Source organism: Spirochaetota bacterium (assembly GCA_004297825.1).
GTDB lineage: Bacteria > Spirochaetota > UBA4802 > UBA4802 > UBA5368 > FW300-bin19.
In genome coordinates, this window is record SCSX01000009.1 from 1 (window position 1) to 18,008 (window position 18,008).

Annotated in this window: 15 protein-coding genes; 14 read left to right on the forward strand and 1 reads right to left on the reverse strand. The window is 57.0% G+C overall.

The features are described from left to right. The first annotated feature begins 328 nt into the window (after positions 1-328). Entirely contained in the window at positions 329-715 is a 387-nt protein-coding gene (locus EPN93_01140) for a hypothetical protein (protein ID TAL39579.1), read from the forward strand. Between the two features lie 18 nt (positions 716-733). Here EPN93_01140 and EPN93_01145 read toward each other — a convergent pair whose 3' ends face one another. Continuing rightward, entirely contained in the window at positions 734-3,202 is a 2,469-nt protein-coding gene (locus EPN93_01145; GenBank protein TAL39603.1) for a leucine--tRNA ligase, read from the reverse strand. Between the two features lie 204 nt (positions 3,203-3,406). On the opposite strand from EPN93_01145, the gene EPN93_01150 reads away from it, so the two are divergent. The 13 genes from EPN93_01150 (at position 3,407) to EPN93_01210 (ending at position 18,002) form a co-directional block, all read left to right on the forward strand. After that, positions 3,407-4,024 carry a hypothetical protein gene (locus EPN93_01150; GenBank protein TAL39580.1) on the forward strand — a complete coding sequence of 206 codons (618 nt, stop codon included), beginning with the start codon at positions 3,407-3,409 and terminating at the stop codon, positions 4,022-4,024. Then, positions 4,021-4,344, forward strand: coding sequence for a DUF1330 domain-containing protein (locus tag EPN93_01155; GenBank protein TAL39581.1), 324 nt, complete (start codon positions 4,021-4,023; stop codon positions 4,342-4,344). The genes EPN93_01150 and EPN93_01155 overlap by 4 nt, the downstream gene beginning before the upstream one ends. Before the next feature lie 231 nt (positions 4,345-4,575). Continuing rightward, positions 4,576-5,028: a hypothetical protein gene (locus EPN93_01160; protein TAL39582.1), complete on the forward strand. Its 453-nt coding sequence runs from the start codon at positions 4,576-4,578 to the stop codon at positions 5,026-5,028. Positions 5,029-5,054: 26 nt separating this feature from the next. Beyond that, the gene (gene nusA, locus EPN93_01165) at positions 5,055-6,464 is read left to right on the forward strand and encodes a transcription termination/antitermination protein NusA (protein ID TAL39583.1); all 1,410 of its coding nucleotides are present in this window, start codon (positions 5,055-5,057) and stop codon (positions 6,462-6,464) included. 84 nt (positions 6,465-6,548) lie between these two features. Beyond that, a complete protein-coding gene (locus tag EPN93_01170) occupies positions 6,549-9,137 on the forward strand; it encodes a translation initiation factor IF-2 (protein TAL39584.1) in 2,589 nt (862 codons plus the stop codon). Between the two features lie 9 nt (positions 9,138-9,146). Continuing rightward, positions 9,147-9,542: a 30S ribosome-binding factor RbfA gene (gene rbfA, locus EPN93_01175; GenBank protein TAL39585.1), complete on the forward strand. Its 396-nt coding sequence runs from the start codon at positions 9,147-9,149 to the stop codon at positions 9,540-9,542. A gap of 3 nt (positions 9,543-9,545) precedes the next feature. Further along, positions 9,546-10,499: a tRNA pseudouridine(55) synthase TruB gene (gene truB, locus EPN93_01180; GenBank protein TAL39586.1), complete on the forward strand. Its 954-nt coding sequence runs from the start codon at positions 9,546-9,548 to the stop codon at positions 10,497-10,499. 24 nt (positions 10,500-10,523) lie between these two features. Further along, the gene (locus EPN93_01185) at positions 10,524-10,790 is read left to right on the forward strand and encodes a 30S ribosomal protein S15 (protein TAL39604.1); all 267 of its coding nucleotides are present in this window, start codon (positions 10,524-10,526) and stop codon (positions 10,788-10,790) included. 67 nt (positions 10,791-10,857) lie between these two features. Further along, on the forward strand, positions 10,858-12,939 hold the full coding sequence (pnp, locus tag EPN93_01190) for a polyribonucleotide nucleotidyltransferase (GenBank protein ID TAL39587.1): 2,082 nt from the start codon (positions 10,858-10,860) through the stop codon (positions 12,937-12,939). 9 nt (positions 12,940-12,948) lie between these two features. After that, complete coding sequence (locus tag EPN93_01195) at positions 12,949-14,211, forward strand: insulinase family protein (protein TAL39588.1); 1,263 nt, start codon at positions 12,949-12,951, stop codon at positions 14,209-14,211. Positions 14,212-14,334: 123 nt separating this feature from the next. Beyond that, complete coding sequence (locus EPN93_01200; protein ID TAL39589.1) at positions 14,335-14,748, forward strand: polymer-forming cytoskeletal protein; 414 nt, start codon at positions 14,335-14,337, stop codon at positions 14,746-14,748. A gap of 62 nt (positions 14,749-14,810) precedes the next feature. Next, a complete protein-coding gene (locus tag EPN93_01205; GenBank protein TAL39590.1) occupies positions 14,811-15,821 on the forward strand; it encodes a LysM peptidoglycan-binding domain-containing protein in 1,011 nt (336 codons plus the stop codon). Between the two features lie 105 nt (positions 15,822-15,926). Next, the gene (locus tag EPN93_01210) at positions 15,927-18,002 is read left to right on the forward strand and encodes a glycine--tRNA ligase subunit beta (GenBank protein ID TAL39591.1); all 2,076 of its coding nucleotides are present in this window, start codon (positions 15,927-15,929) and stop codon (positions 18,000-18,002) included. Positions 18,003-18,008: the final 6 nt, after the last annotated feature.

An 18,008-nucleotide genomic window follows, 5' to 3' on the forward strand; every position in this document is an offset into this window, starting at 1 on the left:
GCCGGGTTCAGGGGCAGGATGAGGTTGTCGAACGGGATCTTGCAGATTTTATCGTAGGGAAATATATCGCGGTAGAGGTTGGGAACCGCGACCTCCTCCACGTCGAAATGCTTATTTATCTTGGCGAAGCGAATCCGCTCTTTTCTTTCAATGGTCATATCTGATCCTCCGTGAATACCAATCCTGCCCAAAACCCCAAACTTTCCTTTTTTTTAGACGGTCCTGTCAATACAAAATTATTTCACAGCGGCCGAAGACGGTATGGATTTTTACTTGCAGTAATACGCCTTAACATGAATGTAATCGATGCCCCGGGGGAGAGCGAGAAATGCTTGGTTACTATATACTGCTGTTCGGCGTGGTCCTTATAATTACAGGGACCTCGGAGTTCATGATGCCGGGGAGGTTTTTCGCGTTCTGGAAGGCGTGGGTTTCGCACCGGCTGTTTTTCCTGCACGGGGCCGGCCTGATTGCCGTGGGCTTTCCCCTCACCTGCTACGGGAGCGCGCCCATGGGCACCTTCGTGCTGGGATTCGGTTTGCTGCTGGTGTTCACCGGCCCATTCATACTTCTGTACGCGAACAAGATAAGAAAGCTCTTCCTGGTGACCACTGCCGATATGGACGAGGCGGCGTCCCGGCACCTGATCTACTTCGACGCCGGGGTGCGGCTTGCCGTGGGCGCCCTTTTCGTGTACAGCTTCGTCATCCGCTGATCCCTGCGAAGGGGCTGGTCATCTCACCACGATATTGACGAGCTTTCCCTGCACCGCGATTATCTTGACGACCTGTTTGCCCGCGGTGAATTCCTTCACGCGCTCATCGGCCAGGGCGAGCGCCTCCATCTCGGCCCGGGTAATATCGGCGCCAGCCGTCGCCCTGCCTCGGATCTTTCCGTTCACCTGGAAGACGAGCTCTACCTCGTCGCGCACGGCGAGATCCTCGCGGAAGACAGGCCATGACTGGTTCATGATCAGTGTTTTCTTGCCGAGCGCCGCCCAGAGCTCCTCGGCAGCGTGGGGTATGAACGGGGCGAGCATCCCCAGGAGCATTTCCATGGCCTCGGACACGACGGCCCTTCCGCCCGGCGTCGCGCACTCCGGCTCCGGAACCTGGTACCATGCGTTCACGAGCTCCATCATGCGCGCGATCGCGGTGTTGTACTGCATGCGCTCCTCGATGTCGTTGGTGACGATCTTCACCGTCCGGTGGACTTCTTTGCGGAATTTCGCGATCGCGGGACCAAGCTCGAGCGTGTCCGGATTCGCGTTTTCCACGTACAGTTCCTGCTGGCGGCCCAGGAGGCGCCACACGCGCCCGATGAACCGGTAGCAGCCCTCCACACCTTTGTCCGACCAGTCCAGATCCTTGTCGGGGGGGGAGGCGAAGAGCATGAATAGGCGCACGGTATCGGCGCCGTAGTCCTTCGTGATGTCGTCGGGGTCGACCACGTTTCCCTTCGACTTGCTCATCTTCGCGCCGTCCTTTATGACCATCCCCTGAGTGAGGAGCCTGGTGAAGGGCTCCCTGCATTTCAGGAGCCCCATATCGTTCAGGACCATGGTGAAGAAACGCGCGTAGAGAAGATGCAGCACCGCGTGTTCGATTCCCCCGATGTAGAGATCGACGGGCATCCAGTGGTCCACCTCGGCCTTGTCGAACATTTCCTTCGAATGGGGGCAGGTGAACTTGTCGAAATACCAGGAGGAATCCACGAAGGTGTCCATGGTATCGGTCTCCCGGTGGGCATCGCCGCCGCACTTGGGGCATTTGGTTTTCCTGAAGCTGTCAAGCGTGATAAGCGGCGAGCGCGAGTCCCCGTGAAAGTCCACGTCGGTGGGAAGCACCACGGGTAGGTCTTGTTCCGGGACCAGGACCGGGCCGCACGCATCGCAGTAGATGACGGGTATGGGGCAGCCCCAGTAGCGCTGACGCGAGATGAGCCAGTCCTTGATGCGGTAATTGATCTCTCTTTTGCCTATGCGCTTCTGTTCCGCGTAGTCCGATATTTTCTCGATCGTGTCCTCGTTCCTTATCCCGTTGAAGGGGCCGGAATTCACGCACACACCCTCGTCCACGTATGCGTCGGTCATCGTCGCGGCGTCCAGGGGATCGCCCGGCCTGTCGATCACCACCTTGATCGGGATCCCGAATTTTTTCGCGAAGGCGAAGTCGCGCGTGTCGTGCGCCGGCACGGCCATGATGGCGCCTGTCCCGTATTCCATGAGCACGAAGTTGCCTACATATAAAGGCACCTTGTCCCCGTTGAAGGGATTGATCACCTTGAGGCCGGTATCGACGCCCTCCTTCTCCTTTTCGTCGGAAAGACGGTCGATGACGGACTGTGCGCGGAACTTCGCGATGAACGCGCGCACCCCCGGGTTTTCAATCCGGTCGAGGAGCGGGTGCTCGGGGGCGATCACCATGAAGGTCACGCCGAAGATGGTATCGGGCCTGGTGGTGAAGATGGGAAAGTCCTCGCCGCTCTCAAGCTTGAAGTTGACCTGGAGGCCCGTCGAGCGGCCGATCCAGTTCTTCTGCATGGTGAGCACCCTCTCGGGCCACTTGCCCGCGAGGTCCTCGTGGCCTTTCAAGAGGTCGTCGGCGTATTTCGTGATCCTGAAAAACCATTGCTCCAGGTCCTTCTGCGTGACCACGGAATCGCAGCGCCAGCACGCGCCGTCAACCACCTGCTCGTTCGCGAGCACGGTGTTGCAGCTGGGGCACCAGTTGACGGAGGCGCGCTTCTTGTAGGCAAGGCCCTTCTCGTGCATCTTGATGAACATCCACTGGTTCCACTTGTAATAGTCCTCGTGGAAGGTGGTCACCTCGCGCGTCCAGTCGTAGGAAAATCCCATCCGGTTGAGCTGTATTTTCATGTGGCTGATATTGTCGGCCGTCCAGCGCGCGGGGGGGATGTTATTCTTGATCGCGGCGTTTTCCGCCGGAAGGCCGAATGAGTCCCATCCCATGGGATGGAAGACGTTGTAGCCCTTCATCCTTAAAAATCTCGATACGACGTCCCCGATCGTATAATTGCGTACGTGACCCATGTGGAGCCTTCCCGAGGGATAGGGGAACATCTCGAGCAGGTAGAATTTTTTCCTGGCGCTGTCGCGAGTGGCGAGAAAGACCTGGTCGTCGCTCCACCGCTTCTGCCACCTGGCCTCGATATCCTGGAAATCGTATTCGCGCTCGCTCATGGGGTCCCTCTGCACGCTGGTGTTGATGAAAGTACGGTGCTTCATCTGGATATCCTTTACCCGCGCGGCAAAAGTCAAGCAAATCTCGGGCGCCGATACAACCGGTCCTGGGGAGCACCTCCGGCCGGGATAAAAAACACTTTACAGGGGGATTCTTTACGAACTAGCCTCGTTTCAGTACGAACGCGGGAATTCATCGAAAGCATGCATCTGCAAAATATCAGGGAAAAGCTCGAAACGGGGGAGGCGCTCACGATCGTCGCGCTGGGGGATTCCCTCACCCAGGGCTGGATGGCGCGCAAGGGATACCTCGACTTCCTCCAGGAGATGCTCAAGGTTAAATACCCGGGCAACAAGGCCCGGTTCGTGAACAAGGGCATTCCCGGGGATACCGCGGAGGGCGGATATTACCGGCTGATGGACGACGTGATTTCGTACAAGCCCGACTGCGTGTTCATACAGTTTGCGCTCAACGACGCGTTCAGCGGGTACCCCGTGGAGCGTTTCAAGAACAACATCCAGTTAATTGTCAACAGGATCGAAGCTGAAACGAATGCCGAGATGCTATTGGTGACCTCCGTGGCGCTTTCCAGGAAAGACGAAAACGATCTTGCGCAAAGGTTTTATGCGGCGCTTGAGGAAATTGCCCGGGAGAACGACCTTTCCATAGCGCGGGTTCACGAACACTGGATTCATAGAATTGCCGAGGGACTTGAGTTCCGGAAGCTCGTTCAATCCGATCTCGTCCATCCCACGGTGGATGGATACCGGGTGATGGCTGAAGCGATCATGAAGGTGTTCGAACAGGAGAATCCCCTATGATCTACGCGCTTAATGTCTTCAACGTGACGGACGAGGACGCATACCGGGATTATAACCTGAAAGCGGGCAAGATCATCTATGGTCTGGGCGGCATGGTGCTCGTATCCGGCTGGAAGCCGGTCCGGCGCCTCCGTGACGACGGGATCCCGCGCTCGCGATTCATCGTGGTTGAATTTCCCGGGGAGCAGGCCTTCGACGAATTTTTCAGGCGCGCGGAGGAAACGGGGCTCCATGCGGTCAGGGAGGGTTCAACCGCGGATTACATTTGGACGCTATGCGAACCCTGGGACCTCAAGGCCTGGGTGCGCGGGCAGGCGTAAATCGACCCGAAATTGACCGCTGACATCGCCGGGGCGATGTGCCAGATTTTTTTCCATGACTTCTGTGTCAACCATTTGTGGCCTGGTTGAAAAAATTCTTGAAATTAATCGATGTTATTCCCATAGTGCTCATGGAAAAGCAATTTTCCTATTTCCTTAAGTGTTTACCTGCATGTAAGGAGAGAGTGGTTCAAGCCACTCTCTTTTTTCAATACAGACAGCGGTCCGGCTATGAACAATCCCGCGGTTAAGGAACAAGTGCTTGAAATCGTGCAGGAAGTGGCACGGGATCAGGGCTATATGATATATGAGGCGAAAATGCTCCCCCGGGGGCCCAACACCCGTATCATTATAAAGCTCGACAGTTTAAAAAGCATATCCCTGTCCGATTGCGAGGCGTTCACGAAGGAGTTCACCGTGAGACTCGATGCATCGGGCGTGCTTCCCAATTATTCGACCGAGGTTTCTTCCCCGGGGATTAACAGGGAGGTCAGGAGCATCGACGAGTTTCGCCGGTTCCAGGGATCGCCCGTCAAGGCCGTGTTCCATGAGGAGCAGGGCGCGCACATTTTTTTCAAAGGCAGAATAGACTCGGTAGAAGGCGATACTATTATATTGAAAGATGAGAGGGAAGCGCTGGCGGTCGAGTTTCGCGCGATCAAATCGGCGCATCTGGAATTCTGACACCATTCGGACGAGGATCACAGGATATGAGCATCAACTTCTTTGAAGCGCTGCACCAGATCGCAACGGAAAAGGGAATCCCTCGGGAGATGATCGAGGAGATAGTAGATTCCGCCATGATCTCAGCGTATAAGAAACAGTACGGATCGAACACCAACGTGCGCGTGATGTTCGACCGCGACCGGAACACGGTGAAAATCGTTTCCAGAAAAATGGTCGTCAACTCCCCGCGGAACAGGGCCGAAGAGGTCTACGTGGGCGATGCGAAAAGGGTCAATCCCGACGTGCGGCTGGGAGACGAGATCGAGGTCGAGGAAAACCCCCTGGAATCGTTCGGAAGAATAGCCGCGCAGACCGCCAAGCAGGTGATCATCCAGAAAATCAAGGAAGCCGAAAAGAACATCGTCTATAACGATTTCAAGGACAAGGAAGGGGACCTCATCAACGGGTACCTGCAGCGTAAAACCAAGGATGCAATTTTCGTTGACCTTGGAAAAACCGAGGGAATCCTTCCCGCGCGCGAACAGTCCCCGCTCGAGCATTTCAAAACCGGGGAGCGGATCAAGGCCCTGGTCCTCGCCGTGCAGAAGAATACAAAGGGGCCCGGGGTGGTCCTCTCGCGGACGAACCCGAAGTTCATCCAGCGACTTTTCGAAATGGAAATACCCGAGGTCTACGACGGCGTGGTTAAAATCGCCAACATCGTGCGGGAGCCCGGCCTGCGCACCAAGGTCGCAGTAACGAGCGAGCGGGACGACATCGACAGCGTGGGCGCGTGTGTCGGGATGAAGGGCATACGGATACAGTCGATCGTCAGGGAGCTCGAGGGCGAGAAGATCGATATCGTGGAATGGGTAGAGGACAGGAGGACGATGGCGGCAAATTCGCTCACGCCGGCGCGGGTGCGCGAGGTCATCGAAACAAGGAGCGGCGGCGTGATCGCCGTAGTGGAAAAAGAGCAATACAAGCTCGCAATCGGCAAGCAGGGGCACAACGCACGGCTTGCGACGCGACTGTGCGGCTTCGAGATAGACATCAAGACCGAGGAACAGTACCGTGAATTCCTGAGCTCCAGCGAGTCCCGCGCGATGGTGGAACAGCTCTTCGCGCAGAAGGACGTGGAAGAGACTCCGCTCGAGGAACTGCCAGGCCTCGAGTCGCGCACGATTAAACTGCTGGAAGCCGGGGGAATCCTCTCGGTGGAAGACCTCGTCGAAACCTCGTACGAAGACCTGATCAAGATCGACGGGATCGGCGAAAAGACAGCGAAGAAGATACTGGACATCCTGGCGGAATCCATCGACTTCGACGAGGAAGGCGAGGAGACCGAAGGAGAACCTGCCGAAGGTACCGAACCGGCAGCGGAAGAAGGGGCAACGGGCGCAGATACCCAGGAATCGAAAGATAAGGAGAAGGGAGAAGGCGCACAGGAATGATCTGTGCGGAAGGGAACCGGCCGGGTATTACCGCGGTCGCGAGTTCCCGGTGGACGCAATTAATACTGCAATTTAAGGTACTAAATGAAAGCGCTTGATATCGCCAATGTAAATCATGTCTCGGTCGAGGACCTCATTACCATTTGTCGTGACCTGGGAATCCAGTGTACCGGTCAGGACGACGACCTGGGCGAGAAGGACGTTTTTCTCGTGCAAAAAAAGATCGAGGTGATTAAGGAGCATAGGGCGAAGGCAACCCGGGAGCTTCTTGAAAAGAAGGCCGCGCAGACCGCGGATCGCTCCGGCGCGAAGATCAAGCTGAAAAGAAAGGTCCATGTTTCAAGCGAGCTCATGAAGGAAAAGATCGGCGAGGAATCCCGCAGGCAGAAGGAAGCTCCTGTTGAGGAAAAGAAACCAGTCGAGGAAAAAAAGCCTCCGGTTCGCGAAACCAGGGAAGTACGCCCCGGCAGCACGCAGGGACACGGGCCGTCACAGGGCCAGGGACCGCGCAGGGATTCCCAGGGAAGACCGATCGGGGACAGGCGCCCCGGACAGGGACAGGGCGGAAGGCCCCAGGGCGCAGGCGGCCCCCCGCGCCCCTATGGCGGGCAGTCCCGTCCGTTTAGCGGACCGCGACCTGCCGGCGGCAGACCCGGTCCGGGAAGGCCCGGCGGAACGACAGGCGACCGCAGGCCGGACGGCACCGGAGCCAAGCCAGCCGGTGAGAACAAGGAAGCCGAAGCCGCGGCACAGGAAAAGGATAAAAGGAAGAAGTCCAAAGAGATAACCAAGCAGCGGGACACGAAGCGCAAGGCCTTCAAGGAAAAGGAGAAGGAAAAAAGCGGGAGGGACATCTTTCAACGCCGCCGGAAGGGGCAGGGGCGACAGCCTTCCGACCTGGAGCGCGCGGCGGTCACACCGAAAAATATCGAGATCACCGAGAGCATCACCGTCTCCGATCTTGCAAAGAAGATGAATGTCAAGGCGAGCGAGCTTATCGCGAAGCTGATGAAGCTCGGCATGATGGCGACCATCAACCAGGTCGTCGACGCGGAAACCGCTGCCATACTCGCCTCGGAATACGGCACCGAAGTCAAGGTGGTATCGCTCTTCGAAGAAACCGTCATACGCCAGGACGAGGTGGATAATCCCGACAGCTGGCACAAACGTCCCCCCGTCGTCACCGTGATGGGACATGTCGACCACGGCAAGACCAAGCTTCTGGATGCGATCAGGGAGACGAACGTGGTCGCCGGAGAATTCGGCGGGATCACGCAGCATATAGGCGCCTACATGGTGGACGTGCATGGGGAGAGGGTTACGTTCCTGGATACCCCCGGCCACGCGGCATTCACCACGATGCGCGCACGGGGCGCCAGCGTGACCGATATCGTGGTTCTCGTGGTCGCGGCTAACGACGGCGTAATGCCGCAGACGATCGAAGCGATCAACCATGCGCGCGCGGCGAAGGTGCCGATAATCGTCGCGATCAACAAGATCGATCTTCCCGACAACAACCTTCCCAGGATCAAGCAGGACCTGGCCAACTACGAGCTCGTACCCGAAGAGTGGGGTGGGACCACGCTGTTTGCTGAAGTGAGCGCAAAGCAGAAAATAAAAATAAAGGAACTGCTGGAACTCATTCTCATCCAATCAGAGATGCTCGAGCTTAAGGCCAATGAAAAGCTGATGGCCAAGGGCGCCGTAATAGAATCAAGGATTGACCCGGGGCGGGGTCCGGTGGCGACCATACTCATACAAAACGGCACGCTCAAGGTGGGAGACCCCTTCGTGGTGGGGATATATTCCGGCAAGGTGCGGGCGATGTTCAACGACCAGGGGCAGGCGGTCGAAGAAGCCGGGCCGTCGACCCCCGTCGAGGTGCTTGGCCTTTCGGGACTTCCCTCCGCGGGCGATCCGTTCCAGATGGTCGATTCCGAAAAGTACTCGAAGCAGATCTCGCAGAAGAGGCTGGACCTGAGGCGCATGGAAGCCGCGAAGAAGGTGCGTAAGGTTACCCTCGAGGACCTGAACGAAATGATCAGGGTGGGCGAGGTGCAGGAGCTTCGCGTCATCATAAAAGGCGACGTGGACGGCTCGGTGCAGGCCCTCAAGGAATCCCTGGAGAAGCTCTCCACCAGCGAGGTGCGTGTCAAGGTGATACACGCGGGGGCCGGCGGAATCAACGATTCCGACGTCATGCTCGCGTCCGCGTCGAACGCGCTCATCATAGGCTATCACGTGCGCCCCACGGCGAAGGTTTCCGAGCTTGCCGCGCGCGAACATGTTTCGATCAAGTTCTACAACATCATCTTCGAGGTCACCGATACGATCAAGGCCGCAATGGAAGGCATGCTCGCCCCGGAAATAAAAGAAGAGGTCACGGCCACCGGCGAGGTCAGGCAGGTGTTCAAGATATCCAAGCTGGGGGTCATCGCGGGTTCGATCGTACTCACGGGAAAGATGCAGCGTAAGAACAAGATAAGGATTATCCGTGATGGCGTGGTCATATGCGACGGCACAATGAAATCGCTCAAACGGTTCAAGGACGACGTGTCCGAGGTGGAAGCGGGCCAGGAGTGCGGTTTCGGGGTTGAAAATTTCAATGACATCAAGGAAGGGGACACCTTCGAAGCATACAAGACTGTGGAAATCACCAAGACGCTCGATTAGGGAAGGGAGATGACCACGCACAGGAAGGAACGGCTTGAAGAGCTCATACGCCAGGTGATAGGCGATACGCTTTTGACGGGGGTGAAGGACCCGCGGATCGGATTTGCGACCGTGACGCGCGTCGAGCTGAGCAGGGATTACTCGGTCGCGAACGTGTTCATCTCGATCATGGGCACCGAGAAGGAACAGAAGCTGTCGATGGCCGGGCTTGAATCGGCGAAGAAATTCATCCAGCGCCTCGTGGGAAAGGCGATACAGTTGCGGGTACTGCCCCGCGTCAATTTCATCCAGGACAAGTCTATTGAGGAAGGGGTCCGGCTGGTGGGGCTCATAGACGAAATAAACAGGAAGCAGGACGAGCGCAAGGGCCCCGAGGGCGAGGGGCAGGATGACGAAAAGGACTAGAATATCGGCGAATTGGCCTTCAAAGGTGAAGTGATAGACTGGAAGAATTCGGTACTGCTTTTCGATAAACGGAAAGGCGTTACTTCGTACAAGGCGATTGAGGAGGCCGGAAGGCTTTTAGGAACCAGGAAGATAGGGCACTCCGGCACTCTCGACAGGGCGGCCTCGGGGCTGCTTGTCATCTGCACCGGCTCCGCCACGCGGCTTACCCAGTATTTCCTTGGAAGCGACAAGCGTTATACGGCGACGATCAGGCTTGGTACGGTTACCGATACCGACGACGGCGAGGGGGCGGTCATTGAAACCCGGGACGCAGCCCATATCGACGAGCGGATGATCGGGGAGGCCCTGAAAGTATTTTTGGGGTCGATAAAACAGCGGGCCCCCCTGTACTCGGCGCTCAAGATCCGGGGGAAAAGGGCGAGCGACCGGGCGCGGATGGGGCAGGAAGTTCCGCTTAAGGAGCGGGATATCCGGATCGATTCGATCGATATCCTGTCGATGGACGGGGAACGCAAGAGCGTCGTTTTGGACGTGCGGTGTTCGAAGGGCACCTATATCCGCTCCCTGGCGCGCGACCTTGGGGAAAAGCTTGGAACCGGCGCGTTCCTGGAGGATCTCCGCCGGACCGAATCGGGACGCTTCAGGGTTGAGGACGCTGCATCGATCGAGGACTTGCAGGAAATTGTCGGAAGCGGCACCGAAGCGCCGGCCTGCAGAATCGGACCCTTTGACGCCCTTGAATCGTTCGGCTTCATCGCGGTGAGCGCCGACGCGCGCCGAAAGGTCCTGAACGGGGCCGCCTTCGACAGGAGCGAGGCCGTCGAGATCCGCGGGGGCGCGGGCACGATTTATTGCATAGGCGATGACGGTAAAAATCTGTTTGCTATTGCCGACATGGACATCGATAATTGGACGATACGCTACTTGAATGTTTTCAATGAGCCGTTACATTGAAATTATATAATGCAGGAGGAGTTGATTCACATGATTCGCGAGAAAAAAGTCGTGATTGATCAGTACAAAAGGCATGAGACGGACACGGGATCTCCCGATGTGCAGATAGCGCTTATTACGGAGCGCATCAACCATCTCACCGAGCATTTCAAGGTCCACAAGAAGGACCACCATTCCCGCCGGGGACTTCTTAAGCTCGTCGGCCAGAGGCGCAGGCTTCTCGATTATCTCAAGAAGACCGACCTCAACAAGTACCGGAGCCTGATAGAGTCGCTTGGCCTCAGACGGTAGCGCACTGAAACGTGTACGACGCACCCTGTCCGGATGAACGGGAATCGAATAGTGATGAGAGGAAAAAATGAGTGTTGTTGATACAAGTGTAGAAATTGGAAAGGACAGGATCGGGTTTAGTACCGGGTACCTCGCAAAACAGGCTGACGGAGCGGTCACCGTTTCGTGCGGAGATGCGGTGGTATTCGCGTCGGCGGTCGTTTCCAGGGAATTAAGGGAAGACCAGGATTTCTTCCCCCTTACCGTGGATTACAGGGAAAAATTTTACAGCGCGGGGAAGATACCCGGCGGTTATATAAAGCGCGAGGGCAGGCCCAGCGATCGTGAAACGCTCACCAGCCGCCTCACGGACCGGCCGCTGCGGCCCCTTTTCCCCGACGATTTCGTGAACGAGGTCCAGATCATCATTTACGTGCTTTCCGCGGATGATCAGACCCAGACGGACGTACTCGCGATCAACGCGGCGTCTGCCGCCCTGTCGGTTTCGGGCATACCCTTTCACGGGCCCGTGGGCGCGGTGCGCGTCGGAAAAGTAAACGGCACGCTCGTGGTCAATCCGACTTTCAAGGAAATGGAATCGAGCGAAATCGATCTCATGGTGGCCGGCACGAAAAAAGCCGTCACGATGATCGAGGGATCGTCGAAGAACGTGACCGAGGAAGCGCTGCTCGAGGCTATCGAATTCGCCCATAAGAATATCGAGAATATCTGCAGTGCGCAGGTAGAGCTCATGCAGAAGGTGAACAAGGCTCCCTTGCAGTACGTTCCCAAGGCGAACGACAAGGCGCTTGCACAGGAGATCCGCGATAAATATTTTTCCGCGGTGAATGACCTCGTCTCCGTGAAGGAGAAGAAGGACCGCGAAGCCGGGTTTAAGGCCATCGTCGACGAGGCGACCGCGGAGCTCAAGGAAAAGTACCCGGAATCGATCAAGCAGGCGTACGGCATTCTTGACGGTATCGACGCGGAAATCATGCGCACGCGCATCCTGGACGAAGGGAAACGCGCCGACGGCCGCGTGCTCACGGAAATCCGTCCCATCGACATCAAGATTGGCGTGCTTCCCCGCGCGCACGGTTCCGCTGTTTTTACCAGGGGCCAAACGCAGAGCCTGGGCATCATCACGCTGGGCAGTGTATCGGATACGCAGAGAATCGACGCGATCGAGGGCGAGCGTTACAAGAAATACATGTTCCATTACAACTTCCCGCCCTTCTCGGTGGGGGAGACCGGGCGCACCGGCGGGACCGGGCGCAGGGAGATCGGGCACGGCATGCTCGCGGAGCGCGCGCTCGAGTACGTGCTTCCCGGACAGATGGACTTCCCGTATACCATCCGGATAGTATCGGAAATACTCGAATCGAACGGTTCCTCGTCCATGGCCTCGGTCTGTTCGGGCTCGCTCTCGCTTTTTAACGCGGGGGTGCCGGTTAAATCGGCGGTGGCGGGCATCGCCATGGGTCTCATCATGGAAGGCGACAAGTACGCCATTCTTTCCGATATAATGGGCATCGAGGATCACCTGGGCGACATGGACTTCAAGGTCGCGGGGACGGGAACGGGCATCACGGCGTTCCAGCTCGACATCAAGATCGAGGGAATCACCCCCGAGATCATGCGCAAGGCGATGCAGCAGGCGAAGGAAGGCAGGCTCCATATACTGGGAAAGATGGCCGACGTGCTCCCGGCCCCGGCAAAGGAGCTCCCGAGACACGCGCCGCGCATCGCGATACTCACCGTTGCGCAGGACAAGATCGGCGCGGTGATCGGACCCGGCGGCAAGGTCATCAAGTCGATTCAGGAAGAAACCGGCGCGGACGTCAATATAGAAGACGACGGCGTGGTAACGGTATCGGCCCTGGGTGCGGATGCGATCGAGCGCGCCCTGGCGAAAATCCGCGCGATCGTGGAAGACGTCGAAGTCGGGAAGATATACACCGGTGTCGTCAAGAAGGTGATGGAATACGGCGCCTTCGTGGAGATCTCGCCCGGCAAGGAAGGGCTGGTCCATATTTCCAAGCTCGACTTCAACAAGGTACAGAAGGTTACCGATGTCATTCACGAGGGCGACGAGGTCACGGTGAAGGTGATCGGTATCGACCGGCAGGGGCGCATCGATCTCAGCAGAAAAGACGCGATGAAGCGATAGAGTCCGCGGATGGTAAAAAAGTATACGCTGGATAACGGCATGACGGTGCTCCTGGAATCCATTCCGGGGGTGGTGTCGGTGTCGGTTGGTCTTTGGGTGAAGACCGGTTCCCGGGATGAGCGTGCTCTCGAGGTTGGCTACGCGCACTTCATAGAGCACATGCTGTTCAAGGGAACCGGGAATCGCACCGCCAAGGACATTGCGCGAATCGTGGACCGTGTCGGCGGGCAGCACAACGCGGCCACGAACCGCGAATATACCTGTTACTATATCAACGTCGTTTCCGATTTCCTGGACATGTCGGTGGAACTGCTCGCCGACATGTACTACAATTCCCTGTTCGATAAGGAAGAAATAGAAAAGGAAAAGAACGTGATCATCGAGGAGATCCGGATGTACGAGGATACCCCTGATGATCTTATTCACGACGTATTCATGGAATGTATGCTGTCGGAGCACCCGCTGGGCCACCCGATCCTGGGTACCGAAGAGAATATAAACGCCATTTCGCGCGGGAGCATCATCGATTTTTTTAAGGCACAGTACAACAGCGCCAATTGCGTGTTCGCGATCGCGGGCAATTTTGAAATCGAATCGGCCCGGGATTGTATCGAAAAGCATTGGTCGCGTCCCGTGCCGGCGCCAGGTCCGATAAATGCCCCCGACCTCGTCAACCCGAGCCGCGTGTACAGGCGCCACCTCCCCAGGGAGCTGGAGCAGGTGCATTTCTGCCTGGGGACCGACGGCCTTCGCCGGAACGACGACGACCGCTTTGCCCTGTACGCCATGAGTACCATCCTGGGGGGAAGCATGTCCTCCAGGCTCTTCCAGAACATACGCGAAAGCGAAGGACTGTGCTACTCGATCTACTCCTTTCATTCGTCCTACAGCGATGCGGGCGTCTTCGGCATCTACTGTGGGACATCGCCCGAGAGCTACGAACGCGCCCTGGACCTCATCGTCAAGGAGTGCGGGGTCATGCTCAAGACCGGCATCGGCGAGGAGGAATTGACCGATGCGAAGACCTTTATGAAGGGCAATCTCGCGCTGAGCATGGAAAGCACCGAGGTGAGAATGAGCCAGCTTGCCAAGAACGAGATGATATTCGGGCGTGATTTCGTATTCGACGAAATCGTCGCGAAGATTAACGCGATCAACCTTGAAGATTACGACCGTGTCTGTTCCGCGATCTTCGGGAATTCCAGGCTCGCGCTGGTTTCGATAGGGAAGCTCAAGAATCCCGATAAAACCATGCCCGCAATCGGCACCTGAATAAAAAATCCTTGAAATAATTTTCGGCGTGGCGAATATAAAACGGCGTGCGTGGAATCCGCTCACGAATGCGGAGGGGACCGTCGGGCTGCACGTACCAACTTTCACTGCGAGGAATACATAATGGCATCCAAGGGAGATCATATCAACAGCACCATAGGCGAAGGTTCGATTTTCGAGGGTAAATTTTACATTAGTGGCTCGTTGCGGATCGACGGCAAGTTCGAGGGAGAGATCAAGACCGACGAGGAGCTTGTCGTGGGTGAGACCGGCAAGGTGAAAACCAACATCGACGCGAAATCGGTCGTGATCGCGGGCACCGTCGTGGGGAACATCAAGGCCGACGACGAGGTCAAGCTGCTCGAAACGGGACGCGTGCTCGGCGATATCGTAACGCCCACCCTCACCATCCAGCGCGGCGTGATCGCCCAGGGACACATCACGATCACCGGCGGCCAGCGAAAGGACGTGAAGAAGATCATCGAGGAATCCTACTCGAGCGGCGCGGACAAAATACTGGACAAGTCTGCTAAATAACAGGCCCTGCCTTTCCGATATTCTGAATACAGGAGTAGAATCCATACCATCGCGATTGCCTGATGAGAAGGGTACAAAGCAGTACATATCGACTCGGTAGACTCACCATATCCTCGTCCATTGACGGGGTTGTCGTTATTTACCGGGGCCGCAAGCGCGTGTATTACAATTTTTTTAAAACAAACCCGCTTTTAAAATTCCGCATTCCCGCGTTTATCCTTTCGATGCTGCTGGTCACGGGCTTTGTCATTGCCGGTGCATCCCTGTGGTCCTCGCCGGATGCCGGCCGCACTAAAGACGAGGAGCTCAAAGCGAAGCTGGTCCAATCCGATAAAACGGATTACTCGGCCCCCGACGAAAACGCGGAGGTAACTATTCGCATTCACAGGGTAAAGAAGGGCGAGACCATAGGGCAGATAGCGAAGGACTACGGGGTCTCAATGGATACGATCTGCGGCAACAATACCCTGATGTCCTACGACATGGTGTCCGAGGGGACGATCCTGAAAATCCCGAGCAGGGACGGTATCGTCTGCACGGTTAAAAAAGGACAGAACATCCACTCGATCGCGCGGATGTACCGCATACCCGTGGAAAGAATCCTTGCGCAGAACAGCGTCAGGAACAGCGATTTTCTCGCCGTGGGGTCCGATATATTCGTTCCCGACGCGAAGCCCATGGACATGGTGCCGGGTTTTCTCTGGCCGGCCTCGACCCGCGCGATCGCAAGCGGTTACGGCTGGCGCCACGACCCATTCACCGCGGCGTACGATTTTCACAAGGGAATCGACATCTGCAACGGGTATGACTGGGTACGGTCAACCAAGTTCGGCAAGGTGACCTACGCCGGGTGGATGGGCGGCTATGGCTATGTGGTGATCGTCGGGCATCCGGGCGGATGGAAATCGGTGTACGGCCATCTCTCGCGCATCATCGTGAGCGAAGGGCAGTACGTACGGCAGGGGCAATACCTGGGCAAGAGCGGCAACACGGGTTATTCATCCGGACCGCATCTTCATTTCGAGCTTATAAAAGACGGCGTCAATACCAACCCCTTCAGCGTTCTCCAGTAAAAGCGTACGCGTCGGTAATATCTGCCCCCCCGCGCTCAAAAAGTACTTGCTCAGCATCGGCGTTCGCATATACAGGGGTCAACGTCCACGTGTGTGAGGAATGCAATGTCAAAGGGATTCAATTTTCTCTGCGAACTGGGAACCGAGGAAATCCCCGCGGGTTACCTGCCGCCGGCAATAGAATATATAAAAACGGAATTTGCGTCGAAACTCACGGCCGGGCGTATCGGACATGATTCTGTCGTGGTGTATGCCACCCCCAGGAGGATCGCCGTACTCGTCGAGGGAATGGCATCCGCGCAGAAAGAGGAAGAGGTGGAGGTTAAGGGCCCCTCGGTCAAGGCGGCGTACGACGGCGCAGGCAATCCCACGAAGGCGCTCGACGGGTTTCTCAAGGGAAACGCCGTGAGCCTCAAGGATTTGTATAAGGTTTCCACCGAGAAGGGCGAGTATGTCTACGCACGAAAGACGATGCCCTCGGGAAAGACGGAAGAGATCATCCCGGGGATTCTCGAACACGTGGTGAAGAGTATCCCGTTTCCCAAGAGGATGCGATGGAGCGATAAAAAGCTCGCGTTCCCCCGGCCCATATCCTATCTGCTGGTTCTTTTCAATGATATGGTACTCCCGTTTTCCCTCGAAGGGATCGCGTCGTCGAACAAGACCCGCGGCCACTACGTGCAATTCAACCGCATGGTCGAGATCAAGACCATCGCCTCCTACGAGAAGACGCTCCGGGACAACGGGGTTATCGTGAGCCAGGGGCTTCGCCGCGAGGAGATTCGCGGCGCCCTGAAGGCCGCAGCGGCCGGGCTTGGCGGCGCGCTTGTCGCCGATGAGGACCTGATCGAGACGGTCACCTTCCTCACCGAAAATCCCTGCGTGGTCGTCTGCGAGTTCCTGAAAGAGTTCCTGGTGATACCCGATATCGTGCTCATCACGGAAATGAAGGAGCACCAGAAGTATTTCGCCGTGCGCGACAAAAAGGGAACGCTTCTTTCAAGCTTCCTCGTGGTATCGAACAATCCACCCACGGATAACGTCAGAAAGGGTAACGAGCGGGTCATAACCGCGCGCTTCAACGACGCGCGCTTCTTTTTCGACGAGGACAGGAAAACCACGCTGTTCTCCAAAGTTGAATCGCTCAAGAACGTGCTCTTCCACAAGGAGCTGGGTACGATCTTCGACAAGGTGGAACGGGTCCGGTTCATCGCGGGGCTTATCGGCGGCCAGATGAAGATGGACGCCGCGATGAAAACGAAGCTCGACAGGGCCACGGTACTCTGCAAGGCGGACCTGAACACCGCGATGGTGTTCGAATTCACCTCGCTCCAGGGTAAGATGGGGCGGATATACGCCCTGCTGGACGGTGAGGACGAGGAGGTCGCGAACGCGATCGACGAGCATTACAAGCCGCGCTTCCAGGGGGACCCGCTTCCGGCGAGCCCCGTGGCGGCCGCGCTCTCGATCGCGGAGAAGATCGACAATATTATTGGCTCGTACTCGGTGGGCAATATTCCCAAGGGATCGGCTGATCCGTACGCCCTCAGGCGCCAGGCGAACGCGATCGTTGAGCTCATTATCAGGAACGGGCTGCGCCTTAACGTGAGGGATATCCTGGTGCAGTCCGCCGGCAGGTACAAAAACGGCGGCGACCTGGTCCCGAAAATACTTGAGTTCATATCGGCGCGCGCGAATACAATCTTCACCGAGGCCGGGTTCCGTTATGACGAGATCGACGCCTGCCTTTCGATACCGTGCTACGATTACCTGGACCTGTATGCCCGTGCGCGCAGCCTGCACGAATTCAGGACCAACGAGGGATTCGCGCAGATGCTGCTCAGCTTCAAGCGCATGAACAATATCGTAACCGCCTTCAGGCAGAAGAACGCCGGGTACCGGTGCGTATTCGACGCGACCAGGCTCCAGGCCGACGAGGAGAAAAAGCTCCACGGATTCTTCGATTCACGAAAGGCGGCCATCGCGGATTTCATCGCGGCAGGAAAGTATATCGACCTTTTCGCCCTCCTGATCGACGGGAAGGGAATTATCGACGCCTTTTTCGACGCGGTCATGGTCATGACCGACGACACGGCCGTCAGGGACAACAGGATCGCGCTGCTCGAGCTCATCCTGGCGCCCTTCAACGATCTCATGGATTTCTCCAAGATCGCGGAGTGACGCATT